At 25.6% G+C, this 26,417-nt stretch carries 25 protein-coding genes; 16 read left to right on the top strand and 9 right to left on the bottom strand.

Annotated features, from left to right (window positions below):
- The first annotated feature begins 107 nt into the window (after positions 1 to 107).
- The 7 genes from BN8917_RS01665 (at position 108) to BN8917_RS01635 (ending at position 9,232) form a co-directional block, all read left to right on the top strand.
- Positions 108 to 1,169 (top strand): SH3 domain-containing protein, encoded by a 1,062-nt coding sequence (locus BN8917_RS01665; protein WP_066869731.1) that lies wholly within the window; start codon positions 108 to 110, stop codon positions 1,167 to 1,169.
- 634 nt (positions 1,170 to 1,803) lie between these two features.
- A complete protein-coding gene (locus tag BN8917_RS01660; protein ID WP_066869729.1) occupies positions 1,804 to 2,943 on the top strand; it encodes an SH3 domain-containing protein in 1,140 nt (379 codons plus the stop codon).
- A 535-nt stretch (positions 2,944 to 3,478) separates the two neighbouring features.
- Complete coding sequence (locus BN8917_RS01655; protein ID WP_066869726.1) at positions 3,479 to 4,549, top strand: SH3 domain-containing protein; 1,071 nt, start codon at positions 3,479 to 3,481, stop codon at positions 4,547 to 4,549.
- Positions 4,550 to 4,801: 252 nt separating this feature from the next.
- Positions 4,802 to 6,016 carry an SH3 domain-containing protein gene (locus BN8917_RS01650; protein ID WP_066869723.1) on the top strand — a complete coding sequence of 405 codons (1,215 nt, stop codon included), beginning with the start codon at positions 4,802 to 4,804 and terminating at the stop codon, positions 6,014 to 6,016.
- Between the two features lie 303 nt (positions 6,017 to 6,319).
- Positions 6,320 to 7,483, top strand: coding sequence for an SH3 domain-containing protein (locus tag BN8917_RS01645; protein ID WP_066869720.1), 1,164 nt, complete (start codon positions 6,320 to 6,322; stop codon positions 7,481 to 7,483).
- A 70-nt stretch (positions 7,484 to 7,553) separates the two neighbouring features.
- Entirely contained in the window at positions 7,554 to 8,612 is a 1,059-nt protein-coding gene (locus BN8917_RS01640; RefSeq protein WP_066869717.1) for an SH3 domain-containing protein, read from the top strand.
- A 65-nt stretch (positions 8,613 to 8,677) separates the two neighbouring features.
- Positions 8,678 to 9,232: an SH3 domain-containing protein gene (locus BN8917_RS01635; protein WP_066869714.1), complete on the top strand. Its 555-nt coding sequence runs from the start codon at positions 8,678 to 8,680 to the stop codon at positions 9,230 to 9,232.
- A gap of 120 nt (positions 9,233 to 9,352) precedes the next feature.
- Here BN8917_RS01635 and BN8917_RS01630 read toward each other — a convergent pair whose 3' ends face one another.
- Positions 9,353 to 10,237, bottom strand: coding sequence for a hypothetical protein (locus BN8917_RS01630; protein ID WP_066869711.1), 885 nt, complete (start codon positions 10,235 to 10,237; stop codon positions 9,353 to 9,355).
- Between the two features lie 667 nt (positions 10,238 to 10,904).
- On the opposite strand from BN8917_RS01630, the gene BN8917_RS14290 reads away from it, so the two are divergent.
- The 8 genes from BN8917_RS14290 to BN8917_RS01595 all read left to right on the top strand — a co-directional run bounded on the left by BN8917_RS14290 (position 10,905) and on the right by BN8917_RS01595 (position 18,278).
- Positions 10,905 to 11,042 carry a hypothetical protein gene (locus BN8917_RS14290; protein WP_159426718.1) on the top strand — a complete coding sequence of 46 codons (138 nt, stop codon included), beginning with the start codon at positions 10,905 to 10,907 and terminating at the stop codon, positions 11,040 to 11,042.
- 901 nt (positions 11,043 to 11,943) lie between these two features.
- Positions 11,944 to 12,516 (top strand): TetR/AcrR family transcriptional regulator, encoded by a 573-nt coding sequence (locus BN8917_RS01625; RefSeq protein WP_066869708.1) that lies wholly within the window; start codon positions 11,944 to 11,946, stop codon positions 12,514 to 12,516.
- 159 nt (positions 12,517 to 12,675) lie between these two features.
- The gene (locus BN8917_RS01620; RefSeq protein WP_066869705.1) at positions 12,676 to 13,656 is read left to right on the top strand and encodes an aldo/keto reductase; all 981 of its coding nucleotides are present in this window, start codon (positions 12,676 to 12,678) and stop codon (positions 13,654 to 13,656) included.
- 618 nt (positions 13,657 to 14,274) lie between these two features.
- Positions 14,275 to 15,180 (top strand): hypothetical protein, encoded by a 906-nt coding sequence (locus BN8917_RS01615; protein WP_066869703.1) that lies wholly within the window; start codon positions 14,275 to 14,277, stop codon positions 15,178 to 15,180.
- Positions 15,181 to 15,364: 184 nt separating this feature from the next.
- Complete coding sequence (locus tag BN8917_RS01610) at positions 15,365 to 16,183, top strand: hypothetical protein (protein WP_066869700.1); 819 nt, start codon at positions 15,365 to 15,367, stop codon at positions 16,181 to 16,183.
- A gap of 229 nt (positions 16,184 to 16,412) precedes the next feature.
- Positions 16,413 to 17,084 (top strand): hypothetical protein, encoded by a 672-nt coding sequence (locus BN8917_RS01605; RefSeq protein WP_066869697.1) that lies wholly within the window; start codon positions 16,413 to 16,415, stop codon positions 17,082 to 17,084.
- A gap of 51 nt (positions 17,085 to 17,135) precedes the next feature.
- Positions 17,136 to 17,951 (top strand): hypothetical protein, encoded by an 816-nt coding sequence (locus tag BN8917_RS01600; protein WP_066869694.1) that lies wholly within the window; start codon positions 17,136 to 17,138, stop codon positions 17,949 to 17,951.
- Positions 17,952 to 18,035: 84 nt separating this feature from the next.
- The gene (locus BN8917_RS01595) at positions 18,036 to 18,278 is read left to right on the top strand and encodes a DUF4318 domain-containing protein (protein ID WP_066869691.1); all 243 of its coding nucleotides are present in this window, start codon (positions 18,036 to 18,038) and stop codon (positions 18,276 to 18,278) included.
- 156 nt (positions 18,279 to 18,434) lie between these two features.
- Here BN8917_RS01595 and BN8917_RS01590 read toward each other — a convergent pair whose 3' ends face one another.
- Entirely contained in the window at positions 18,435 to 18,956 is a 522-nt protein-coding gene (locus BN8917_RS01590) for a GNAT family N-acetyltransferase (RefSeq protein WP_066869688.1), read from the bottom strand.
- Between the two features lie 85 nt (positions 18,957 to 19,041).
- A complete protein-coding gene (locus BN8917_RS01585; protein ID WP_066869685.1) occupies positions 19,042 to 19,518 on the bottom strand; it encodes a hypothetical protein in 477 nt (158 codons plus the stop codon).
- Between the two features lie 399 nt (positions 19,519 to 19,917).
- On the opposite strand from BN8917_RS01585, the gene BN8917_RS01580 reads away from it, so the two are divergent.
- Positions 19,918 to 20,682 (top strand): YdcF family protein, encoded by a 765-nt coding sequence (locus BN8917_RS01580; protein WP_084748433.1) that lies wholly within the window; start codon positions 19,918 to 19,920, stop codon positions 20,680 to 20,682.
- A gap of 44 nt (positions 20,683 to 20,726) precedes the next feature.
- On the opposite strand, the gene BN8917_RS01575 is transcribed toward BN8917_RS01580, so the two are convergent.
- From BN8917_RS01575 to BN8917_RS01550, 6 genes are all read right to left on the bottom strand, one after another.
- On the bottom strand, positions 20,727 to 21,587 hold the full coding sequence (locus BN8917_RS01575) for a YitT family protein (RefSeq protein ID WP_066869682.1): 861 nt from the start codon (positions 21,585 to 21,587) through the stop codon (positions 20,727 to 20,729).
- Entirely contained in the window at positions 21,584 to 22,318 is a 735-nt protein-coding gene (locus BN8917_RS01570; RefSeq protein WP_066869679.1) for a copper homeostasis protein CutC, read from the bottom strand. Before BN8917_RS01570 ends, BN8917_RS01575 begins: the two co-directional genes overlap by 4 nt.
- Positions 22,319 to 22,326: 8 nt before the next feature.
- Positions 22,327 to 23,433 (bottom strand): Sapep family Mn(2+)-dependent dipeptidase, encoded by a 1,107-nt coding sequence (locus BN8917_RS01565; protein ID WP_066869676.1) that lies wholly within the window; start codon positions 23,431 to 23,433, stop codon positions 22,327 to 22,329.
- Positions 23,424 to 24,416, bottom strand: coding sequence for a glycosylasparaginase (locus BN8917_RS01560; protein ID WP_341472950.1), 993 nt, complete (start codon positions 24,414 to 24,416; stop codon positions 23,424 to 23,426). The genes BN8917_RS01565 and BN8917_RS01560 overlap by 10 nt, the downstream gene beginning before the upstream one ends.
- Before the next feature lie 80 nt (positions 24,417 to 24,496).
- Positions 24,497 to 25,021: a GrdB-related putative oxidoreductase gene (locus BN8917_RS01555; RefSeq protein WP_066869670.1), complete on the bottom strand. Its 525-nt coding sequence runs from the start codon at positions 25,019 to 25,021 to the stop codon at positions 24,497 to 24,499.
- An 11-nt stretch (positions 25,022 to 25,032) separates the two neighbouring features.
- On the bottom strand, positions 25,033 to 26,388 hold the full coding sequence (locus tag BN8917_RS01550) for a PTS sugar transporter subunit IIC (RefSeq protein WP_066869667.1): 1,356 nt from the start codon (positions 26,386 to 26,388) through the stop codon (positions 25,033 to 25,035).
- Between the last annotated feature and the right edge of the window lie 29 nt (positions 26,389 to 26,417).

The following is a 26,417-nucleotide window of genomic DNA, read 5'->3' as shown; positions in this document are numbered from 1 at the left end:
AAGTTTTGACTATTTTTAAAGTTTCTAAAGTGATAAATTGGACTTAAAGAAAAATTATTGAATTGTATTTTTAGTAAAATGTATATAGTTAAAAAGGGGATTTTAATATGCTAAAACATAAGATAACAAGCATTATTATGGGAGCTTTAATGCTATCAGGAGTAGTATTGGCTGGAGCTGCTATAAATAATACAAAAATAACTAATGATAATACAAAAGTAGTAAACAAAGTTTTACTTGCTGCACCTTCAAGTTTAATAGGTGAAAGAGCCGTAGTTGTAAATACAGATAATAGTCCACTTGTTCTTTATTCAAATGCTAGTGCAAACTCAACTATAACAAGTTATATATCAGTTGGAGAAATGCTTACAATACAAAGTGCAGGAAATAACTTCTATAAAGTTAAAGTACAAGAAACAGGGGCAGTAGGCTATATTTCAGCTCATAATCTACAAATAATAACTAGTGGAGTTGATGATGTTTATAATGCAGTTAATAAACAAGGATATATTATTAATGTAAGCAGTAGAGTTAATTTAAGAGCTAATGCTACAATGAGTTCAAATATACTTGCTAAATTAACTAATAATACAAAGCTTAATGTACTTGGAAAGCAAGGACAATGGTATAAAGTAAATTGTAATGGAACTATAGGGTATATTTATCAAGAATATATCGGCTTAACTAATGCTGATCTAAAAAATAGTGATAAGAGTAAATCTACAAATACTTCATCACATATAACTATAAAAACAAAAACTTTAGCTAATAATAAATCAGATTCATCATCTTCAGTATCTAAAATAACTAATAAAAATAACAGTTCAAGCACTAATAATATAGTTATGAATTTAGGAAATATTCAAAATACTGTTATAAAGCAGATGGTTCAATATTTTAAAAATTATGATGCATCTCAACATATACCAACAAAAGATTTAGGGAGTTCATCATTATTTTATCAAACTGCCCAAGCTATAATTAATCAATATGTAACTAAGACTTCATTAAAAGATACTTTTGATATTAATGGACCAAGTTATAGTAATATTAAGATTAATAGTTATTATTCTTCCAAAAAGGTTTCAGGTAAGATAAATATTCCTCAAAGAGAATGGTCTACCACAGGAAATGGGTATTATGTTGTATCTATTCAGAAATATAGCTAAAAAATTAATATGTGATTGAAACGGTAAATCATTAGTATTATGGATTTTATAAATTTTAATATAAGGTAGCTTTTAAGGTTTATAGTTATTTAAAAAATACAGGATAGACTAATAATACTATATTTGAAATGATAGATAATATGATACAAGCTAGTTCATTAATACTAATAAACTAGCTAAATAGATATTATGGAAATATAAATGTAGATCTTAGACTAGTATAATAAAAAGTAGTTTATCTTATATATGCTAGTAATAGAAAATAAATTTATCACTCATATATAGATGTAGATACTAGCGTGGAAAATTAATAATATAAAATAGATTTAAAAGATGATAATACTATTTAGGCTAAGTCATCTTTTTTTATTATAATTTATTTATTAAATAACAAATATTAAAAATTAAGTTTACTTTAGCTAGATTTATCTAAAAAGTGGATTTATAATGTATTTATTTAGTTTAAATTTTAAAATATATAAAATAAATTTGTTTCCTTAATTTATAAAATAAAATTTAATTTGGAAAAGTTTTGACCATTTTTAAAGTTTCTAAAGTGATAAATTGGACTTAAAGAAAAATTATTGAATTGTATTTTTAGTAAAATGTATATAGTTAAAAAGGGGATTTTAATATGTTAAAACATAAGATAACAAGCATTATTATGGGAGCTTTAATGCTATCAGGTATAGTATTAGGTGGAGCTGCTATACATAATACAAAAATAACTAATGATAATACAAAAGTAGTAAACAAAGTTTTACTTGCTGCACCTTCAAGTTTAGTAGGTGAAAGAGCCGTAGTTGTAAATACAGATAATAGTTCTCTTGTTTTATATTCAAAAGCTAGTGAAAGTTCAAATATAACAAGTTATATTTCAGTTGGAGAAATGCTTACAATAGAAGATTCAGGTGATAATTTCTATAAAGTTAAAGTACAAGAAACAGGAGCAGTAGGTTATATTTCAGCTCATAATTTACAAATAATAACTAGTGGAGTTAATGATGCTTATAATGCAGTTAATAAAAAAGGATATATTATTAATGTAAGCAGCAGAGTTAATTTAAGAGCAAATGCTACAATGAGTTCAAATGTACTTGCTAAATTAACTAATAATACAAAGCTTAATGTACTTGGAAAACAAGGGCAATGGTATAAAGTAAATTGTAATGGTACTGTAGGTTATATTTATCAAGAATATATCGGCTTAACAAATAATTCTATAACTAATATTCCAAGTAAAAATGTAAAATTAAATACAGGTAATGAGAAGAATACTTCATCAAATATAAGTAATAAGAAAAATACTTCATCAAATAGTAATGTTATAGAAAATACTGTATATACAGATCCAACTATGATAACATTTGTACAAAGTATGGCAACTCCAAGTAGTTCAGATATACAGGTTATTAAATATAAATCAATTCCTTTAAAAGTATTAGAAAAAGTAAAAGGCTCAGATCCTGGAGCTCAAAATCCATATCCTACATGGTATAAAGTAGAAACACAAAATGGACAAATAGGTTATATAGCACAAAATGAAACTTATTATAAGAAGGTTTATACAAATCCTAATAGAACAGTTGCTATTCAGAATATGCCTAATGGTGCAGGGGCAATAATTAAAACTATTTCACATAAAAAAGAACAGTTATATGTTATAGATACTATAAAAGGAGCTGTGCCAGGTTCACAAATAACCACAACATATTATAAAGTTAGATTTGATAAAGAAGTTGGTTTTATTCAATCTAATGAAACATTAAATTAAGAAATTATTTATTTTAAATTTTACTTTTATAATAAATAAAAAATATCATGCTCCATAGTATATAACTATTATTTTAGTTTTAGCAGGATATACTATGGGGATGATATTAAATTAAGAATAATATAACTGCTAATAAATTTAATAAGGTAGCAATAAAACTATATTTCAATGTTAGAAAGAGAAAAGAACTATTTTCACTTAAACAAGCATAGGATAGAAAATAAATATATTTAAGAAAGAGACTACTACTATAGTCTCTTTTAGTATTTTATATTATAAAATATCTACATAAAGGAATTATCTATTAGAGATAGTTCCTTTTTATTTATATAAAAATTAGATTTATGATGTATTTATTTAGTCTAAATTTTGTAATGTATAAAACCAATTTGTTTCCTTAATTTATAAAATAAAATTTTATTTGGAAATGTTTTGACTCTTTTTATATTTATTAAAGTGATAAATTGGAATTAAAGAGAAAATTATTAAATTATATTTTTAGTAAAATGTTTATATTTAAAAAGGGGATTTTAATATGTTAAAACATAAGATAACAAGTATTATTATGGGGACTTTAATGCTATTAGGGGTAGTATTAGGAGGATCTGCTATACATAATGTAAAAACAACTAATGATAATACAAAGGCAGTAAATAAAGTTTTACTTGCTGCACCATCAAGTACAGTAGGAGAAAGAGCAGTTGTTGTAAATACAGACAACAGTCCATTAGTTCTTTATTCAAATGCTAGTGCAGATTCAAATATAACAAGTTATATTTCAGTTGGAGAAATGCTTACAATACAAATTTCAGGAAATGACTTTTATAAAGTTAAAGTACAAGAAACAGGAGCAGTAGGCTATATCTCAGCTCATAATTTACAAATAATAACTAGTGGAGTTAATGATGCTTATAATGCTGTTAATAAAAAGGGTTATATCATTAATGTAAGTAGCAGAGTTAATCTAAGAGCTAATGCTACAATGAGTTCAAATGTACTTGCTAAATTAAGTAATAATACAAAAATTAATGTACTTGGAAAACAAGGACAATGGTACAAAGTAAATTGTAATGGGACTGTAGGTTATATTTATCAAGAATATATTGGGCTAACAAATCAAGTAATTAGTAATTCAAATAAGGATACATCTAATAATCAAGTTAAACAAGATAGCTCAAAATCAGGTATACAAGCAAAGAATGTAAATAGTGTAAATAGTCCTTCAAAAGTTTCAAATAAACAGGTTCAAAAAGAAAGTTCAAATAAACTATCATCATTTTATGGAACTTGGAAAGCAACTAAGATAACTGGTTATCAACCAGTTAATACAGGTTTAACTTTATCAGATATACATTCTAATTTAGTGATAAATTCAAATGAGATATCATTTAATGGATATAAATATAAAACAGCAGACTCTACAATATCTAAAGTATATCAATCAACATTTGAACAAAATAATAATGATGCATCTTTAAAACAAATCGGTGTAAATGACTATGTAGTTTATGCAATAAAGAATAGAGCAATGCAAACAATTTATATAACATCACCAGATACCTTAGTTATGAATGTAGGTGGTGTATTTGTTCAATTTACAAAATAATATTTAATTGACTTTATCTAAAGTGTCGACTGAGGTTGGCACTTTTTTATTTATATAAAAAGTGGAATTATAATGTATTTATTTAGTTTAAATTTTGAAATATATAAAATAAATTTGTTTCCTTAATTTATAAAATAAAATTTAATTTGGAAAAGTTTTGACCATTTTTACAGTTTTTAAAGTGATAAATTGGAATTAAAGAAATATTAAGTTTTATTTATACAATTATTTTTTATAAAAGGAGACTTTAATATGCTAAAACATAAGATAACAAGCATTATTATGGGAGCTTTAATGCTATCAGGAGTAGTGTTAAGTGGAGTTGCTATATATAATGTGAAAATAACTAATGATAATACAAAGGTAATAAATAAAGTTTTACTTGCTGCATCATCAAGTTTAGTGGGAGAAAGGGCAGTTGTTGTAAATACAGATAATAGTCCACTAGTTCTTTATTCAAATGCTAGTTCTAGTTCAAATATAACAAGTTATATTTCAGTTGGGGAAATGCTTACAATAGAAAGCACAGGAGATAACTTTTATAAAGTTAAAGTTCAAGAAACAGGAGCAGTAGGATATATCTCAGCTCATAATATACAAATAATAACTAGTGGAGTCAATGATACTTATAGTACTGTTAATAAAGAGGGTTATATTATTAATGTAAGTAGCAGAGTAAATTTAAGAGCTAATGCTACAATGAGTTCAAATATACTTGCTAAGTTAAGTAATAATACAAGGATTAATGTACTTGGGAAGCAAGGTCAGTGGTATAAAGTAAATTGTAATGGAACTGTAGGTTATATTTATCAAGAATATGTTGGAATTAGTAATAAAGTGACTTTAGAGAGTAGAGGAAAAAACAATAATTCTAATATATCTAAAGTAAGTAATATATATAAATCTAATAGTGGTAAGACAAATAATGTAACTAAGGGTTCTAAAGTTAATTCTATAAGTAATATAGATCAGAAAGTTATAACTAATGCTGATATACAAAATGGGAAATATTATTTTGCTTTAAGTAAAGAAGCAAATAATTATAGTGTAAATGAAAATATTTTAAATGAAAAAATTTATTCACTAGTAAAGGATAAGATTAAAAATACTGGTGTATTTATTCCATCTAAAGAGCAATATAATATTATATATAATGGAACTCAAGAAGAAAAGCAAAAATTACTTTCAAAGTATGGTCCAGATAAATTAGTTATTTCAGCTGGTAATACAAGCTTAGATGTTAATGTACACCCAGGTGTATTTTGGAATAATAAATTTTTATATGAATTTCATGTTGTTACATTAAGTAATCTAATTAAAGCACCATATACCTCTGGATATAATGGATGTATAACAACTGATTTTAAGTTAGCTAATAAAGAGAAATTTAATAAAGCAGTAGAAAATAGAGAAGCATATACATTAGGACTACCTAATCCTTCATGGACAGATTATCTTCAAATATAAAATAACTAATAACTTAAAGCCCATATTAAAGAAATTTAATATGGGCTTTAAATTTTATTGAGAATTTATCTTTATAAATATTAAATAAGAAGCTTAATTATAGAAAATTTAAAATATGTCTTTAATTAGTAAAATTTTTGAAATAAATAGATAATAATTTGTTTCCTTAATTTATAAAATAAAATTTAATTTGGAAAAATTTTGACCATTTTTATAGTTTTTAAAGTGGTAAATTGGAATTAGAAAAAGAAATATTAAGTTTTATTTATATATAATTATTTTTTATAAAAGGGAGATTTCAATATGTTAAAACATAAGATAATAAGCATTATTATGGGAACTTTAGTGCTATCAGGAATTATGATAGGAGCAAGTTCTATTAATAATACAAAAGTAGTAAATAAAGTTTTACTTGCTTCTCCATCAAGTTTAGTAGGTGAAAGAGCAGTTGTAGTAAATACAGATAATAGTCCACTAGTTCTTTATTCAAATGCTAGTGGAAATTCAAATATAACAAGTTATATTTCAGTTGGAGAAATGCTTACAATACAAAGTTCAGGAGATAATTTCTATAAGGTTAAAGTACAAGAAACAGGAGCAGTAGGCTATATTTCAGCTCATAATCTTCAGATAATAACTAGTGGAGTTAATGATCCTTATAGTGCAGTTAATAAAGATGGTTATATTATCAATGTAAGCAGCAGAGTAAATTTAAGGGCTAATGCTACTATGAGTTCAAATATACTTACTAAATTAAGTAATAATACTAAAATTAATGTACTTGGAAAACAAGGACAGTGGTACAAAGTAAATTGTAATGGAACTATAGGTTATATTTATCAGGAGTATGTTGGATTAACTAATACTAATTTAGATATTAATAATACAAGTAAATTAACAAATACTTCAGATACTTCAAAGGTATCATCTAATATAAAGAATAAACAAAATTCAGGAACTATAAAATATAGTGTTCCACAGGCTTATTCATTAAATACAGTAGTAGTAACTAATACAACAGGTAAATCTATATCAAGTAGTGAATTAAGTCAATTTTTAAGATCTTGGATATTAAAAGGACAATATAATAATGATTATATACCAACTGATAGAGGAACTCAGTGGGCAAGTCCATGGCTTAATAAAGTAAGTAATAAAACAATAATACAAGCATTTATTGAAGCAAATGGAGAAGCAGCATTATCTAAAAATATTACTGCGAATGAATTTATTAAAGCAACACAAAAATTAAATGATATTACAATAAATAATATTCCATTTACATTATCAGAAGCTAAGACTCTTATAATCAACATGTTAGAACAAGATAATTATGCAAAGCCAAGTGATATTACAAAGATAGTATTGGTAACTGGTAGTCCTAATGTATATAAAGTATATACTAAAGAATCAGGAAATAATGTTTTCTGGATAGTTGCTGCTAATACTGGTAATGCACGTGGATAAAATCTAATATTATATAAATCAAAAATTTAAGTTTTATATATAATTATTTTTTATAAAAGGAGATCTTAATATGTTAAAACAAAAGATAACAGGTATTATTATGGGAACTTTAATGATATCAGGAGTTGTGATAGGGACAAGTTCTATTAATAATACAAAAATAACTAATGATAATACAAAGGTAGTAAATAAAGTTTTACTTGCTTCTCCATCAAGTTTAGTAGGAGAAAGAGCAGTTGTAGTAAATACAGATAATAGTCCACTTGTTTTATATTCAAGTGCTAGTGGAAATTCAAATATAACAAGTTATATTTCAGTTGGAGAAATGCTTACAATACAAAGTTCAGGAGATAATTTTTATAAAGTAAAAGTACAAGAAACAGGGGCAGTAGGTTATATATCAGCTCATAATCTTCAAATAATAACTAGTGGGATTAATGATCCTTATAGCATAGTTAATAAGCAAGGATATATCATTAATGTCAGTAGCAGAGTTAATTTAAGAGCTAATGCTACAATGGACTCAAATATACTTAATAAGCTAACCAACAATACAAAGATTAATATTCTTGGAAAACAAGGACAGTGGTATAAGATAAGTTGTGATGGAACTGTGCGTTATATTTATCAAGAATATATTGGAATAAATCTTAATGAATCAAATAATACAAATACTAGTGGAGATACAAATAAAATAAATAAGTCTAATAATGATGTTATAGGAAATAGTTCTAGTAAGGTAAGTAGTGTATCAGGAGGAAGTATTAATAAAGCTCAAAACTCAAATTCTTCTAAAGTTACTACTAACCCTAGTAAAGTAAATAGTAGTGATAAAGTAAAGAGTAATAATTCAGCAAAAAATTCTCAAATAGTTGTTAAAAATGCTAAAGAAGCAATAGCCTTAGTAAGAAAGAAAATAGGAACATCTATCAATTCTAAGAAAATTACTTGGAGTGTTATGTGTAATGTACATAATCCTTTATTGATTGGTAATGATGGAATAAAATTTTACTGGGTCAGAGGACAATACTCATCAAAACAGGGAATAGTAGATTTAGATTATTATGTTCTACAAAATGGAGATGTTATGAGTAGGTATTCTAAAGAAGGTCAAAAGATTTTTGTATAAATTAGAAAAGTAGATATTAAATTTTAATTTACAGATAATTATTTTTTATAAAAGGAGATCTTAATATGTTAAAACATAAGATAATAGGTATTATTATGGGAACTTTAATGATATCAGGAGTTATGATAGGGACAAGTTCTATTAGTAATACAAAAATAACTAATGATAATACAAAAGTAGTAAATAAAGTTTTACTTTCAGCACCTTCAAGTGCTAATGAAAGAGCAGTAGTAGTTAATACAGATAATAGTCCACTTGTTTTATATTCGAGTGCTGATTCAAATTCAAGTATAACAAGTTATATTTCAGTTGGGGAAATGCTTACAATACTAAATTCAGGAAATAATTTTTATAAGGTTAAAGTTCAAGAAACAGGGGTTATAGGTTATATATCAGCTCATAATCTTCAAATAATAACTAGTGGAGTTAATGAGCAGTATAGTGGAGTTAATAAAAAAGGATATATCATTAATGTAAGTAGCGTTGTTAATTTAAGAACTAATGCTACAATGAGTTCAAATGTACTTGCTAAGTTAAGTAATAATACAAAGATTAATGTACTAGGAAAACAAGGTGAGTGGTACAAGGTAGACTGTAATGGTACAGATAGCTTAAAATAAAAAAAAGTACTTTCTAAAATAAGAAAGTACTTTTTTATTTTTAAGATTATTTTAATTAACTTCACGTACATAAATAGAATATTACATTTTTTAAGCTTTTAGTACTCTTATATCAAGTTTTTATCTAATAAAATTATGAATTTTACTATTAGGATTTTCAATAGCCTTAGCTAAATATTTATCTCCCTCAAACCAATGATCTATAATATCTTGAATTTGCCATGGATATAAATATTCAATTAGAGTTTCTATATCATAATATACTTCTTTTCTTGATTTAGGTAAATATTTTATCTGTATTATTGGAGGTTCTATATTTAAATTCCTATATGCTAATATTTTATGATGTCCATCTATAACAAAATTCCCTGAATATAAAGATTCTTTAGAGAATTCACAGTTAAATATAATAACAGCAGGTCTACTTCCATTTTTAATTTCATTTTCAAAATATTTAACTCTTTCCTTATTTAAGCTTTCTTCAGATTGAGTAGCAAGTAAGAATTCCTTAAAACCTGCATAAAACCACAGTGTAGTATAATGAAATATACTTGTATAAAAGTTTTTACTATTTTTTGCTATATTATATTCATTTTTAACTTCTTCTATCTTGTTTATATCAGTAGTTTTATTAAAAATAGCAAACCATTCATAATGAGAAATTACATCACTATTATAATGTTGATAAGAAAAGAAACTATTTTTTTCACCATCATAGTACTTTAGTGAATACTCTCCATTTTTAAATAATTTAAATAAAGGCTTTAATATCTTATATAGTTCTTCTATATTATTTGAATAATCATTATCTAAATTATCAACTATTATATCTCTAAATTCTTTTCTATAATTTTCACTATAAGGTAAAAGTGTTGAATACTTTGAAACAGAGCCATCATAGCAATCCCATTCTACAGATATAGGTCTATTAAAACTAAAATAGCTACCTATTTCACTTAAACCTATTGAAATTATATTTAATCCATCAGTTATTTTAAAATTCATAATTTCCCTTCTTCCTCTTTTGTAAATATATTAACTATAATTTTCCCTATAATCTACAGATAGTTAAACTTAAATTTATATAAAAATAATTAAGAATATATTACTATAAAAATTTTTAAAAATCTACCAAACTTTTTATTAAGATGAAGAATAATACAAATTATTATATAAACTTATTAATAGGGGGATTTGGCTTTAATTAAGCTAAAAGGTAAAAGAAAATTATCAATAAAGATAGTTCCTTTTTATTATAATTTTATATAAAAATTAGATTTTATATAGAAGATATATTTTTATATTGTTTAATTTTAGGATAAAAAGTCTTTTTCTATTAAATAGAAAAAATTTTACTATCCTTTTAAATACAATGTTATAGAGAATAATTTATAATATATTTTTTAAATTACTTAATAATTTACTAATAATTTCTAGACTTTAAATAAATATAAATAAAAATAAAAAATAGACTTATTGGAATTTATAGTTATAATTAAAATTGAGTTTTGAATTTTAAAATTTTATTGTATTTTAAAATAATTCATTTAGATTATTTTAAAATGTTATTCTATTATATATTAATTTTTATTTATATATAATAGATAATAAGCCGTAATAGAAAGACCATACTTATCTAAGAAATACTAATGATAAAATTAAGGAGATTAATATGAATAAGAAAAATAATCAGCCAAGTTTAATTGAATGTGCAGCACAGACAGCCTTTGAATTTGCTGATGCATGGGTAGTTGCAGCTGTTATTTTTATATTTGTTTTAATTGTACTTATATTGAGAATTAAAAAATGAAAGAAAAAGGGCTTATAAATTTAATTAGGTGATTATATATTTGTTATTTATAAAAATAATAAATATATAATTATTTAATTAGCAGGAGTGAAAAATAAAAGATAAGAATATTTAAATATTTAGATTTATAAGTATTTAAACTTATTTTAAGATTATAAGAATGTTGAAAAGTTTGGGGAAACTTAATTTATGATATAGTTTAAATTGTTAGAAGATTAGGAGTAAGATATCCTAATTTTTTTTATTTATAATTTACTAATAACTATCAATTTTTTTGTTTTATATATTAATATCCGCTTAAAATTAAGACTAAAATATGGTTAAATTTATAGTTATGAAAATAAATTTATGATATACTTTTTAAAGTAGGGAATAAGAGTATATGTTTAATCACTTCGGATTTATTATGCTAGGGATATGGTTTTAAAAAGGCTACAGAGCCGAGGTGATAAAATATGAACAAGCTAATTGATATATTATTGATCTTAATTACAATAAATATAATTTTCATTAGTTCCTTAATAGTTGTAAAACCAACTAAAGTTCACTTACAGTTCGGAAAACTTTCTTTCTTATTTGAGAGAAAGAAAAAAGATAGATAATGTTACCAGCATTACCTATCTAGAACTTAAAAACTATACTTTTTTAAAGTAGCTAAATCATATCCTTAGCCATTTCCTACTTATATTATATACTATATGATTATAAATATTCAATATAATGTTTATTATAAGCTACGTCTTATATAAACATTTTTTTATTTGTTAGTTATTATTAAAATTAAAAGAGAGTAAATCTTATAAAGTTTAAAAAATTATATAGTTGACAAAAAAATAGTTTAGTAGTAAATTAAAAACTGAATGAACATTCATTCTATTAGTGATTTATATTGGAGATGATTATGAAAGAAAAGGTACATGATAAAAAGGAGCTTGTTTTAAAAGCTACACTTGATCTTATATCTGAGCAAGGATTTTATGGGACACCAGTATCTCAAATTGCTAAAAAGGCAAATGTTGCAGTAGGAACAATTTATCTGTATTTTCCTACTAAAGAAGATATAATTAATACACTTTATATTGATATTAAAACTCGCTTAGCTCAATATATTCTAAAAAATTATTCAGAGAGTAAAACTATAAAAGAGAGTTTTCTAATAATATTACATAATATTGTTGATTACTTTGTTGAGCATCCAAAGGAGTTTCTTTTTATAGAGCAGTATTCTAGCTCTCCATTAATAACATCTGATACTAAACATGAAGGTATAGATATATTTATGCAGGTTAGAGATTTATTTAATAAGGCTCAAAAAGATAATTTGATTAAAGAACTTCCAGTAGAAATGCTTATAATGCTTACTAATGGAGCAACTCTTTCTTTAGTTAAGCTTTGTTTATTTAGTGATATTAAAATGGATGAAGCTACTCTTAATAAAGGAATTGAAGCTATATGGGATACAATTAAAAAATAATATTGTATCCTCTTTTTAAAATCTTGACTGAATGAACGTTCAGTCAGAAATCTATTTTTGTTTAAATCTATTATATAATCATAAACTTTTCTTAGATATTAGCAAGAATTATGTATCTAAAAATCAAATTAATATATTTTAAAGTTGGAGGTATTTATTATGGAATATCAAAAGAATGAAAAAAAGGGATTTGAAATATCTAGACTAGGACTAGGCTGTGGACGTTTAGCTCATGCTGATGCTGATAAAAATGAAAGTATAAAAACAATTCGTACTGCATTAGATGAGGGGATTACACTTCTTAATACAGCTGACTTTTATGGTTCTGGTACTAGTGAAATGCTAATTAGTGAAGCTTTAAAGGGATATGATAGAGATAAAGCCTTTATATCTTTAAAATTTGGAGCATTAATGTCACCTAATGGAAGAATGTATGGACTTGATGTTAATCCTAAAAATATAAAAAATTATATTACTTATTCACTTAAAAGATTAAATCTTGATTATATAGACCTTTATCAACCAGCTAGAATTGATTTAGGAATTCCAGTTGAAGAAACTATAGGAGCTATAGCTGATTTAGTTAAAGAAGGGTATGTAAAACATATTGGACTTACTCAAGTTGATGCACAGACTCTAAGAAGAGCAAATGAAGTTCACCCAATAAGTCTTGTAGAAGCAGAGTATTCTCTTTTCAATCGTAAGATAGAAAAAGAATTACTACCAACAGCAAGAGAACTAGGAATAGGTATTGTAGCATTTGGTACATTAGCTCATGGAATGCTTAGTGGAAATTGGACAAAAGATAAAAAAGATGGTTATAATTCTATGATTTCTTTATATTCTAAAGAAAATATAGAAACAAATCTTGCTCTTGTTGAAGAATTACGTAAAATAGCGATAGAAAAACAAATTTCTATGCCACAACTTGCTTTTGCTTGGCTTTTAGCTAAAGGTGAAGATATAGTACCTTTAATTGGTTCAAGACAAGTTGCTAATCTTAAGAGTTCAATAAAGTCTTTAGATATTAAACTAAGTGAAAATGATATTAGAAGAATTGAAGCTGCTATACCTGAAGATAAAATAGCTGGAGATAGTTTCCCTAATATGCAATTTAGAAATGGAATAGTAGTTCGTTAATAATTTAAGATGCCTATCTATTAAAGTTTATTAATAGATAGGCTTTTTTTATTAATTTTAATATAATATATGTTTCCTAAATAGTAACAAATTATCTAAAAGATAATATTTTTAATTTAGTGCTTTATCTCATAAATAAACTTCAAATATTTAAACCTTATAAAGAAAAAAAGATAGATAATGCACCGACACTATCTATCTCAAATTCCAAAAACACACTTTTTAAAATTCATTTAAGCATTCATTCATTAACTATTACTGTGTATATTATATACACATTTTATATAATATTCAATACAATATTTAAGTCAATTATTCAAGGATATAGATATGATTTTATTTTATATAATTTAAGTTAATAAAATGATTTTATTGAATTAATTTTACATATCACATTGATTTTAACTATTAATAATTGGATAAATTTAAGCTTATCCTAGTTATTTCTTAAATTTTTGAATACAGTAATTATATTAAAAAAACTAATCATTATATATTTTTCCATATACTTATTTATATTATATTTTCTAGTTTATTTATGAAGTTTAAACAAATTTTAATCTTATTATTAGTATATTATGGTAAGGTATAGTAGTTATTTTACAAAGGAGAAAAGAAATGAAAAGGATATTAATAATAGTAATAGCAGCAATTTCAATAGGAGCAGGAGTTTGTGCTTATGCTGCTGAAACTCAAAAAGATAAGACTAATAGTAATATTACTACTATAAGTTCAGTAAATACCAATACAGGAGATGTAAATACCTCAAATACTCAAGATAATAATATAAAAAGTTTAAATAGTAATAATTCTAATGATAATAGTGATGATTCTAAAAATTCATATGTTGTAAAAGAAAAAGTAGCTATTAATAAATTTGCTACATATGATGGAAAACTATTAAGAGTATATAAAACAATATTACCCAATTTAACTTATACACCAGATTTTGTTGGTCTTACTTATCCATATCTAAGTGGAACCTCAATATATATAGAAGATAAATATATACTAGATAATAATGGATCTTTAGAGATATGGTATAAAATACATTATCAAGTAGCTACACAAAGTGTAGAAATAGGTTATATACAAAGTAATGATTTATTTTCTAATTTAAAGGATATAAGTGATAAGAGTCCTAATCCAGATATAAATTTAAAGACTGGATGTACTAGTCAGGATGAGGAAATTATTAATAAAGTAAATAATTTAGAGAAATTATTAGGTAAGTCTTTTGCAGGAAAGATTACATCTGAATCTTATTCAGAGCCTTTACATTTTATATTTGATGATAAAATTCATAATAGTTCTGTTAAGGGAATTTGTTATGCTAATGATAAACAATATACTGTTACATTAATAGCTAAATATTATGATGGTTCCTTTTATATAGAAACTATTAGTGATAATCAGGATACAGGACATTATATATTAAAATATAATAATAATAACTTACATGGAACATGCTATGATAGCAATAATACATCTAATGGTACTGTAAGTTTAAATTTAGTAAATTAAAATAATAATTGAAATAAGAAATATCTTTAGAGCAAATAGTCTAAAGATATTTCTTATTTTTTATTAACTAAAATTGTAGATAGCTATTGATATATTTATAGAAAATTTATATTCACTAAAATGTTACTGATATATTGGATTATTATGGTAAGATATAGTGGTTATTTTACAAAGGAGAAAAGAAATGAAAAAGATATTAATAATACTTTTACTATTAATTGCAGCTGGTGCTGGAGTTTGTGCTTATGCTGATGAAACTACAAAAGATAATTCTATACAAGAAAAGAATATAGGTACTTCTAATGAGACAGGGAACTTTAATAATAGTAATAGTTCAGTCAAATCTAATAATTTAAATAATAATAATTCTGCTAATTTAAATAATAATAGCAATTCTAGTAGCTCTAATAGTTTAAATAATAATGATAATGGCTCTACTATATCTAATAGCTCAGGTAATAAAAGTACAAGTAACTTAGATTTAAATAATATTAATATAGCTTCAGGACAAGATTATCAAGCTCTATGTGAGAGAGCTAAAAATATATGTGGGCTTGTACAGGATATAAATTATAGTATTTATAATGCGATAAATAATAAGGTACCTAATATTGCTTATAATAATTTAACTAAGGAACAAGAGAATATTATAATAACTGGCAATAGTGAGCAAAAGGCAAAGTTAATAAATGAGCTTGGAGGCGGTATGCTTATAATAAATACTGCTTTAAATGATTATGTTCCAGAGGAAATGTCATCTATACCGATACATCCAGAATATTTTGCAAATGGTCAGTTTTATTATGCATTCGCTATGACTACCCTTTCTAATCTATGTGAATCTTTAAATGGTTGGAGACAATATTATGGCTTAATAAGTTGTAGTGGTCAAATATTAAATGCAAATGAGATTAATAAATTAATTCAAGAACATAAAATATATCACTTAAATGCGGGTTATGAACCTAAATATCCAGTTCTTACATTTAATTTTAATAATTAGAGATTTATTATAATATAAGAATTTCACTAAAATAAAGAAGATAATATATAGTCTGATACTATATATTGTCTTTTTTCTTTTAATAAATTTTAATTTTATTATTAGAATATTATGGTATAATTCAGTGGTTGTTTTACAAAATAGAAAATAAATTGAAAAGATACTAATATATAAACAGTATATAGAAACTATAATTTTACATAGAAATTATAGTTATAAGGGAGAAGAAATGAAAAGGATATTAATAATAGTTTTATTATTAATTGCAGCTGGAGCTGGAGTTTATGCTTATGCTGATGAAATAGATAATTCAAATAGTAATAATGTGATAAATCAAATAAGCAACAATACAGGAAGTACTAATAATTCAAATACACAAAATAATAGTACTCAAAGTGAATCTTCTAGTGTTGATAATAGCAATACAAATGATAGTAATTCTAAGATAAATAATAATATAAGCTCTAATAGTAATACTGGTAATTCAGAAGCTCAAAATAATAGTAGTAGTAATACTTCAGAGGATAATACTAATGGTCAATATATAGTAAAAGAAAAAGTTTATATTAATAAATTTGCTAACTACAATGGTGATTCTATACGTTTATATGGATCACTTTTACCAAGGCCTATTCCACTAGGACCTAAGGCAACATATGATTTTATTGCTGGCCCTAATGCACCAATATATATCGGATATAAATATTTAATTGAACATAATGGAGTTATAGAAACTTGGTATATGATTAACTACAGAATATCATTACATGGAACAGCAACTGGATATGTAGAAAGTAATGATTTTTTTAATAACTTAAGTGATGTAGGAAATAAGAATACATGTCCAGATGTTAATATGAAGACTGGAATTAATACAGGTGCTAGTCCTGGTGGTAGATAATATAGAGGAGTATTATAATAATTTAATACCATTTTACAAAGGAGAAAATAAATGAAAAAGATATTAATAATAGCAATAGTATTAATTGCACTTGGAGCAGGAGCCTGTGCCTATGCTGCTGAATCAGATAATACAAATAGTAGTAATAATATTATAAATCAAACAAGTAATAATACACAAAATATAAATGAAAATAGTAATACATCTAATAATAGTAGTAATTCAACTAGTGGCAATAATTCTAGTACTACTAATAGTTCTTCTAAAACTAATACTGGTAATGATTCTAGTAATGAAAATAATTCTAATGAATCACATATATTTGAAACTTCACAAGTATATGTTACTCCTTCTGGAAAAGTACTTAATGAAGAAGCAATTTTTTCTGGGCATAGTTATCAACAATTTATGAATGCTGTAAATTCTAAATCTAATCCTTTAGATTTAGCTATAACTCCTCCAGCTGGATATAAAGCAAGTAAGATTGAAACTTACTTAAATGGTCAATTACTTCCCAATATTGAAATATCACCAGGAGTAGAAACAAATAAATTTCCAGAAGGGTGGACTAAATGGCCTAAAGTTCAGTTATTAACTAAAGTAATATGTGTTCCTTTAAATGAGAGTTCTAATACTTCTACAAAAACAGAAATGAGCTGTCCATACTCTTTAACTATTCCAGCAGGAAAAAGTATAGAATGCTATCAATCAAAAGATACTACAACTCCAGAGTTTGATCTAACTGGTGTTGTAACAGTTGAGCTAATTAAAATAGAAGGAAAATGGGCTAAAATAGAGTATAATGGACAAATAGTATATGTAATTAATCAAGAATTAATAGATTACTATACACCTATAAATAATTAGATAATAATTAATAAGATTTAGAAGAAAATAATTTCTTAATTAGCTATTATAAATATAAGAACTAAATATAAAAGGGGTATTTCTATGAGTGAAGGATTATTTAATAAACTCATGAAAAAAGGATTTGATCTTCAATTAGATGAAAGACCAATAGGAACTGAAGCTTTTATAGATGAAATAGAGAAGTATTGTGTTAAAGAAAAGCTTAAATTTAAGTTTATTGAAAAGAACAAGCCTGCAGTAATTAATATTGATGATATTACTTATAAATGTGAACTAAAGCATATAGGACGAGGTGGATGGTCACTTATATTTAAAGAAGTATAGTAGTTAAGTTTATAAAATATTTGAAATTAATATTTTTAGCGAGATATAGTATATAAGATTAAAAGTCCAGCAATAATTTTGCTGGACTTTATTTATAGTTTAAATTTCTAATTTTAAATTAACTAAATTTGTTGTATAAATCAGGATTTAGATGTACTATTCTCCCATAACTTTATTTTTTAAATATAAATCAAATTTATTATAAGCTATTTGGGTTAATAAATTAGGGTATGACATAATAATTAATGAATGACCTTTATTCTCCTTATGATATGGTGGATGTATATGTTTAAAAGGATTTTCTTTATATCCAACTCTTTCATAAAAAGATTTTCTTCTTATAGATATTTCATCTATTGGTGGATCTATTTCTAAGATCATAGTTTTTTCTTTTTCTTTTAATAATTCAAGTGCTCTTTGTCCATATCTTTGATTACGCATTTTAGAATCTATGCAAAAATGCTCAATATATAAAAAATCTTGTGTTTCCCAATATAAGATTATACCTATAAATAAACTTTTATTATAAATTAAATCAAAATGATATTCTTTATATTTTAAGATTTCTTTTTGAGATATATCTTCTCTTTGTTCATGCTTTGGAAAGCTCTCTTTATATAACTTTATAGCTTTATTAAATATTTTATCTTCAGTTGATACTAGCCTAGTAAAGTTCATTTTATCAACCCCTTAATTATAATTTCTTATTATTTAATTAAATACAATTTATAAATTACTATTTTCTATTTTATTTAAGATAAATTTAATTAATAAATTGCTTATTATATTCCTCTAAATCTTCACTTAATGGACAACTATTTTTAAAATCATCAATTATTTTATCTTCTTTACTTATTAATAATAGAAGTGATGAGTCAAAAGAAACTATTTCTATTACAGCTAAAGGATGTTGTAATGAAATTGGATTTTGCCAAAAGCCTTTATATTCATCTGCATATGGTAGTGGATATTTTAAAATTTCCTCTATAGGCATATCTTTTGGGAATCCAGATAATACTCCCCAAATCCACTGTATATCTTCTGTTTTATTTACTATCTTTGTGAGTTCTTCTCCTGAAATAAAGCAGGGATTTTTATCTGTTAATATAGGAATATCTTCATTTAATTCTAAATCTGTAATTAACCAATTATATTTAAGCTGCTGATTTTTAATTGAATCAAATACCATTTTCATATCAGTATAAAATTCTTGTCCTTCTTTTAGTATTATCCCTTTCAAATCTGCTCCCCCTAAAACTCTAATTTATTATAAGTTCAATAATACGTAATTCCCATAATACTATGATTATCTTAGAATATCTATGAAATTAATTTTAATTTATATTTCTAGTTTTTAAATTTTTTTAGATTTATAATAGAGTTTATTAGTAGAAATTAAATACTATTTCTATATATAATCAGATATAAACTATACTGTATTTAATAACAATCTAAATTTATTATAATTTAATAATATTGAATTATAATATAATGCAATTATATTTGAATAATAATATGTTTTATAATTATATTTTAATAAGATTAGATAAGTCCTATAAATTCCTTTAATACACTATTTGGATTTTTTATAACAGATATGTTATTATATATTCTATAAATTTACATAGGAGAAAAACTAATGAAGAAACATATCTACATATTAATATTTTTAATACTATGTTGTATTGGACTTAGATTTATTGGGGGAGATTTTACTGAAGTATTTACTTTAGGGCTTGTGATACTTATATACTTTGCATTTATACTTAGAAAATTTGTAAAGAGTAGTAGAAGTAAATTGCTTAAAGTTATATCAGCACTATATCAGATAGGGCTTGGAATATTCCTTGCTGTATTTATAATTTTTGAGTGTATTGTTTGGTATCAAATTATAGATCATAAATCTCCAAATGAGATTAAGCAAGAAAATTATGCTATTGTACTTGGAGCAGGACTTGATGGTGAAAATCCAGGAAATATTTTAATAACAAGACTTAATACTGCTATTGATTATTTAAATCTTCATAAAGATACAAAGGTAATTGTTTCTGGTGGACAAGGTGCTGGAGAGATAGTACCTGAATCTGTAGCTATGAAAAATTATTTTATAAAGCACGGAATAAGTGCAGATAGAATTTTAGAAGATAATAGGTCAACAACTACTCTTGAAAATCTTGAATTTAGTAAAGAGATTTTAGAAAAAGAGGGAGCAGAAAATCAAAATGTAGTTATAATAACTAGTGCTTTTAATCTTTATAGAGTTGAGATAGTATCAAAAATGTTAGGAATTAAAGAAATAGGCTTAGGCTCAAAGAGTCCATTTAGAATGGATGTAAATTATTCAATAAGAGAGTTTGGAGCTACTGGAATTGATATTTTAAGAATCATAAGAGAAAGAATATAATTTAAAATAAAAAAGACTCTGTCTATAAGGCAGAGTCTTTTTATTTATTCTATAGGTTGTTGATAGAAACCACCAAAGAAATTTTCTGTGGTTAATACATTAATAATTGCTTTTTGATCAATTTCTTTAATTAGCTGTGTGACATTTTGAACTTCATAAGCTGATATTACAGTATGCAAAAGACTTATTTCCTCCTTGCTGTAGCCTCCATAACCATTAATTACAGAAACACCATGGCGATATTCTTTAATATAGCCATCAACAACTTCTTTTGCTTGTTTAGTTGTAACTTGCAGTGTTACACGTTTATATCTTTGATAGAAAGAAGATATAGTTTTTGTGGATATAAATTGGAATACTATAGAATATCCAGCATAAATCCATCCAAACATGGCACCAAATATACATAGGATAATAGCATTAAATAAAAATACATATTCCCAAATAGATTTTCCTTTTTGATTAGATATATATAAAGCTATAAAGTCTGTCCCTGCTGTAGATGAATTACCTTTTAAGGCTATAACAGTAGATATACCATAAATAAATCCACCAAAACAGACATTTAAGACAATATCATCAAATAATATTGGGAAGGTACATATGTTTAAAAGTAAACTAGTAAGAAAGACCTGACAAAGTGATGAAATAACAAATTTCTTACCAATATTTTTATAGCATAATATAGCCACAGGAACATTTAATACTATTAATCCTAAGGAGGTTGGAAAGTTTCCTCCAAATAAAGAAGTAATACGATCAATCAAAATAGCAACACCAGTAAAGCCACTTGATAGAAGATTAGCAGGCTCTACAAAAACTTTAATAGCATAAGTTTGTAAAAAAGAAGAAGCAATAACAGCGAGGGTAGTAATTAAATAATTAAAGGCTACCTTTTTCTTCATTTCTCTATTTTCATAAGCTCTTTTACTAAGCTTTCTGATACAAGGTCATAATCATTTTCATGTCCTAGAGGACCATAAGAGTAATTAACTTCTTCTCCACAAGTAGTTATATCAGTAAACCAATCTTTACAGGAAGAGTGGATTTGATTAATCTTAGTATATTCCATTAGTTCTTTAGCATTTGAAGAATTTATGCCACTACCTGCTAAAATCTCAATTTTCTTGCCATATTGCTCTTGTAATGTTTTAATCATTTCTTTACCATCAAATGCTTTTGTTTTTAAGCCACTTGTAAGTAGACGATCTATTTTAGCTTCTATTAAAACTTCAATACTTTTTATAGGGTCTTTAACACAATCAAATGCTCTATGGAAAACAGCTTCTTTATTATATTTTTTAATTAGCTCTACCATTGTTTTTGTTTTATTAATATCAATAGTATAGTCTTTATTTAAAAATCCAAACGCTAGACCATCAGCACCATTTTCTAATAAAACTTTAGCATCTTCCATGATTTGTTCAAATTCAATATCGTTATAGCAAAAACCTGCTCCTCTAGGTCTTACCATACAGATAACTTTTAGATCAGTATTTTTTTTAGTTAATGTTAAACTTGCGATACTTGGTGTTAATCCACCTAAATGAAGAGCACTATTTAACTCAATACGTTTAGCTCCTCCAAGATATGCATTTCTTGAATCTTCATAACTACCACAACATATTTCTACCATAAAATTTCCTACTTTCCTTTTCCTAAATAATATAAGCTTAGTGCATATATTTTTGTATTTGTAATAATGTCCTCTATGCTCATCCATTCATTTGGTTGATGACCAATTCCTTTTTGTCCAGGGAATGAAGGTCCAAAAGGTACAATATTTGGCATTAGTTTAGCATAAGTTCCACCAGTTGTTGTTACAGGAGTTCCATCATTTCCAGTAACTTTTTCATAAGTATTTTTTAAAGTATCAACTAAAAAACAATCCTTATCAAATTTTACTGGATTAAAATTGCTAATACAGCTTACTTTAAAATCACCTATAGATTCTTTTATTTTACTAACTATTTCATCACAGCTAGTATTAGCAGGGTAACTTACACTAAATTGCACAGATAAGTTTTCATCACAAGATAATTTATAATTTCTAAGTTCTAATTTTCCAAACTCTTCATCTGAAAAATCTATATTAAATCTTTCACCATTATTTTTAGAATTTAATATATACTCATTTATAAGTGAGAAAAACTCATCAGTTTGATTTTTCTTTGCTGTTATTTCAATAACAGCTCGTCCTCGTTCTCCATAAACAACAGGATATTTGCAATCAGGGGTAAAGCCCATAATAGGTGGTTTTTCTTTTTCTAGATAATATTTTAAATCTTTAAAGCCACTTTCTTCATCACAACCAAAGATAATTCTAACTTCATGGTTTAATTTTATATTTAAACGCTTTAATGCATATAAAGCAAATAAACAAGAGAGTATAGGGCCTTTATTATCTAAAATGCCTCTACTATAAATAATACCATCTTTTACATATCCACTAAAGGGTGGTTGTTTCCAACCAGTTCCAACTTCAACTACATCTAAATGACCAATAGCACAGATATAATCATCACTTTCTCCATAACTTGCATATCCGATATAATTATCTATATTTTTTGTTTTAAAGCCTAGAGACTGAGAGAGTTTTAATGTTTTATCTAATGCTTCTTTAATACCAAGACCAAAAGGTGCATCAGTAGAAGGATTAGATTTTACACTATCAATTTTTACTATATCAATAATATTTTCTATAATTTCTTTAGATAGATTTTCTACTTCTTTTATAATTTCTATGTGCATATTGTTTTTTCTACTAGAGGAGCAGTTCTAGTTTTCATATAATTTTCTAACCATTCCTTGCTAGCTACTTCATGAATACATTTTCCATCTATATTTTTTGTTAAATATACAATTGGTTCTTGATTTTCAGTTGCTACTGCAAAAGAAAATCCTTCAATATTTGTAGCTACTCCCCATTCTCCTTTATTATTCATTGCTATAAGTGACATATCTCCAGCTTTTCCACGACGTTCTTTTAATTCTAAATCAAACATATTAACTGCTTTTTCACAAGCTTCTTGTGGATGCATACCATCTTTCATTAATCGTACTATTTCATAAGAAACACAGCCTTTCATAAGATCTTCTCCAAGTCCTGTAGCACTAGCTCCACCAATTTTACTATCGACATAAAAACCAGAACCTGAAATCGGAGAATCTCCAACACGACCACTTTTTTTCATAAATAATCCACTTGTAGATGTAGCAGATGTCATTTTTCCTTTAGTATCTAGACATACCATTCCAACTGTGTCATGTCCTGAATATGGCTTTATTTCTAAATCCTTTATTTCTCTTAATCTATTTTTATAATGAATTTTAGCTCTATCTGTTAGCATATTTTTTCTTTCAAAGCCTTCTTTATGTGCAAATTTTTCAGCACCTTCTCCAACTAACATACTATTTACTTTTTCTTTTGAAAGTCTTCTTGCTATACTTACTGGATTTGCATAATCTTTAATAGCAGCAACAGCTCCTATATCTAAAGTATCTCCATCCATATATGCAGCATCTAGTTCAACTACCATTTCTTCATTAGGAAGTCCACCATAACCTACTGATTTATAATAAGGAAAATCTTCTACCTCTCTAATAGCAGCTTCAATAGCATCTCCTGCATCTTTATTTTCTTTTAACATTTCACTAGCTACTGTGATTCCTTCTACAGCCATACGCCATGTTGCAATTATACCCCACATATTTAAATCTCCTTTAATTTTCATAAAGGGCTGTTAAAAAACAACCCTTTAATTTTTATAATAAATTTTAATTATATTTATTTTAAATTTTAGAATATAAGTTTTTATTTAAAACAATATTCTGAAGTAATAGAATCTAAATCTTCTTTATTAACCATTGCTTTAGCTAATTGGCACATTCCTTTTAAAGACTTATTTAATCCTATACCACCTTTTTTAGGTGTTTCAACTATATGAACTTTATCTTTAAATTCTCTAATAGTATTTTCATTTTCTTTAGACATAGCAGCAAGTGCTGGAATAGAAGTTCTTTCATTAATTGCATAAGCAATATTTGCTGCCATATTACCAAAGCCCTCATAATTAAAAGCTGGTCCACACATAACTACATCTGGTTTAATTTTTTCTACCATAGCACATAGTTTACGAGTTACTTCATCAGGATTTTCTTTATAAAATCCATCACCACAATATAAACAAGCAATTACTTTAGCTCCTATTTCTTTTAAATAAGGTTCCATCATAATAGCTGGTCCAATTGCTTCTTTTTTTGCTCCAAGAGGAATCATATGGTCATCTTTAATTCCTGCTCCTGATTGAATTTGATCATAAATCATAATTACTTTCATAAATTCATCTCCTATAAATCGTCAAAAGATAAGTCATCTAATGAGAAATCATCTTCTTCTTGTTCTTGTTGTGCTTTTAGTTCATCTTCTAAATATTGTTTATCCATCATTTTAATAAATGGCATGTAGATAAATACACCAAGAACTAATAATCCAGCTTGTAGTAAGGCTCCAACCCAGTTAGTTGCAAGAAGTCCTGAAATAATAAGAGGGGTTGTCCATGGAATATTTATACCATTACATACTGGAACAAGGTCTGCGGCCATTGCAAAGTAGGAAATAACAATATTAACAGTTGGTACTAAAATAAATGGAACTAACATCATTGGATTTAATACGATTGGTAGTCCAAATATAATTGGTTCATTAATTCCGAATATTCCAGGTACTAATGAAAGTTTTCCAAGTTCAGTAATACGTTTTGATTTACAGAAGAATAACATTGCAATAATTAAAGATAATGTTGATCCAGCTCCACCAAATGTTGCAAATAAATCTTGGAATTGTTGAGAAATGATATTTGCTTCACCAATTCCTGTTTTAAAGAACTCTAAGTTTTCAGCAGATAAAGTTTGTAGAATAGGATTAAATACTGCTCCAACTACTGATCCACCATTAATTCCAAAGAACCAGAATAAGTGTAAGAAGATATAAGCAATTACCATTGCTCCTACAGTGTCTCCAATATTTAATAATGGTGTTTGTAAGAATTCAAAAATAATTGAGAATACATCAGTTCCAAGGAATCCAAATAATAAGTTGATTGTAAAGAATACAGTCATAACTACTGTTGCAGGAATTAAGGCTGCAAATGATTGAACTACTGTAGGTGGAACACCTGCAGGCATTTTAATTGTCCAACCTTTTTTTTCTATAAAAGCATAGATATGAACTGATACAAATGCACAAATAATACCAACAAAAATACCTTTTGCTCCAACCCATCCTGTTGGAATACCAGTTAAGCTTACTTCTGCTCCATCTACTTTTCCTGTAACTGTATAAGGCATAATTAAGAACCATGACATTATAGCTACAGCTGATCCAAAGATAGGATTAGTTTTTAAATGTTTAGCAAATGAATAAGCAATACCTATTACTGCAAAAACAGCCATGATAGTAAATGTTGCACCTGATGGTTTTTCAATAAAACTAATTAGGTTTTCACCAGTATTTTTATTTACTATTACTGATTGAAGAAAATTAGTCCAAGCAGGTATTGGAAAGTTAGCTATTAATAAGAAAATTGAACCTGCAATTAATAGTGGTGTAGATAATAGAAAACCATCTCTAATTGACATTAAGTATTTATTTCTACCGATAGCTTCAGCTAAAGGAATCAATATTTTTTCTAACTTTTTAAACACATATATCTCCCCCTTATTTAATTTTTATT

This window comes from Clostridium mediterraneense (assembly GCF_900091705.1).
GTDB classification, from domain to species: domain Bacteria; phylum Bacillota; class Clostridia; order Clostridiales; family Clostridiaceae; genus Sarcina; species Sarcina mediterraneense.
Note: the sequence above shows the minus strand (reverse complement) of the source record. Positions and strands in the feature narration are given on the sequence as shown.

Bases quoted from the DNA above. Each gene is read 5' to 3' on its own strand.
- BN8917_RS01665 (WP_066869731.1), top strand. From the start codon at position 108: ATGCTAAAACATAAGATAACAAGCATTATTATGGGAGCTTTAATGCTA.
- BN8917_RS01660 (WP_066869729.1), top strand. From the start codon at position 1,804: ATGTTAAAACATAAGATAACAAGCATTATTATGGGAGCTTTAATGCTA.
- BN8917_RS01655 (WP_066869726.1), top strand. From the start codon at position 3,479: ATGTTAAAACATAAGATAACAAGTATTATTATGGGGACTTTAATGCTA.
- BN8917_RS01650 (WP_066869723.1), top strand. From the start codon at position 4,802: ATGCTAAAACATAAGATAACAAGCATTATTATGGGAGCTTTAATGCTA.
- BN8917_RS01645 (WP_066869720.1), top strand. From the start codon at position 6,320: ATGTTAAAACATAAGATAATAAGCATTATTATGGGAACTTTAGTGCTA.
- BN8917_RS01640 (WP_066869717.1), top strand. From the start codon at position 7,554: ATGTTAAAACAAAAGATAACAGGTATTATTATGGGAACTTTAATGATA.
- BN8917_RS01635 (WP_066869714.1), top strand. From the start codon at position 8,678: ATGTTAAAACATAAGATAATAGGTATTATTATGGGAACTTTAATGATA.
- BN8917_RS01630 (WP_066869711.1), bottom strand. From the start codon at position 10,237: ATGAATTTTAAAATAACTGATGGATTAAATATAATTTCAATAGGTTTA.
- BN8917_RS14290 (WP_159426718.1), top strand. From the start codon at position 10,905: ATGAATAAGAAAAATAATCAGCCAAGTTTAATTGAATGTGCAGCACAG.
- BN8917_RS01625 (WP_066869708.1), top strand. From the start codon at position 11,944: ATGAAAGAAAAGGTACATGATAAAAAGGAGCTTGTTTTAAAAGCTACA.
- BN8917_RS01620 (WP_066869705.1), top strand. From the start codon at position 12,676: ATGGAATATCAAAAGAATGAAAAAAAGGGATTTGAAATATCTAGACTA.
- BN8917_RS01615 (WP_066869703.1), top strand. From the start codon at position 14,275: ATGAAAAGGATATTAATAATAGTAATAGCAGCAATTTCAATAGGAGCA.
- BN8917_RS01610 (WP_066869700.1), top strand. From the start codon at position 15,365: ATGAAAAAGATATTAATAATACTTTTACTATTAATTGCAGCTGGTGCT.
- BN8917_RS01605 (WP_066869697.1), top strand. From the start codon at position 16,413: ATGAAAAGGATATTAATAATAGTTTTATTATTAATTGCAGCTGGAGCT.
- BN8917_RS01600 (WP_066869694.1), top strand. From the start codon at position 17,136: ATGAAAAAGATATTAATAATAGCAATAGTATTAATTGCACTTGGAGCA.
- BN8917_RS01595 (WP_066869691.1), top strand. From the start codon at position 18,036: ATGAGTGAAGGATTATTTAATAAACTCATGAAAAAAGGATTTGATCTT.
- BN8917_RS01590 (WP_066869688.1), bottom strand. From the start codon at position 18,956: ATGAACTTTACTAGGCTAGTATCAACTGAAGATAAAATATTTAATAAA.
- BN8917_RS01580 (WP_084748433.1), top strand. From the start codon at position 19,918: ATGAAGAAACATATCTACATATTAATATTTTTAATACTATGTTGTATT.
- BN8917_RS01575 (WP_066869682.1), bottom strand. From the start codon at position 21,587: ATGAAGAAAAAGGTAGCCTTTAATTATTTAATTACTACCCTCGCTGTT.
- BN8917_RS01570 (WP_066869679.1), bottom strand. From the start codon at position 22,318: ATGGTAGAAATATGTTGTGGTAGTTATGAAGATTCAAGAAATGCATAT.
- BN8917_RS01565 (WP_066869676.1), bottom strand. From the start codon at position 23,433: ATGCACATAGAAATTATAAAAGAAGTAGAAAATCTATCTAAAGAAATT.
- BN8917_RS01560 (WP_341472950.1), bottom strand. From the start codon at position 24,416: ATGAAAATTAAAGGAGATTTAAATATGTGGGGTATAATTGCAACATGG.
- BN8917_RS01555 (WP_066869670.1), bottom strand. From the start codon at position 25,021: ATGAAAGTAATTATGATTTATGATCAAATTCAATCAGGAGCAGGAATT.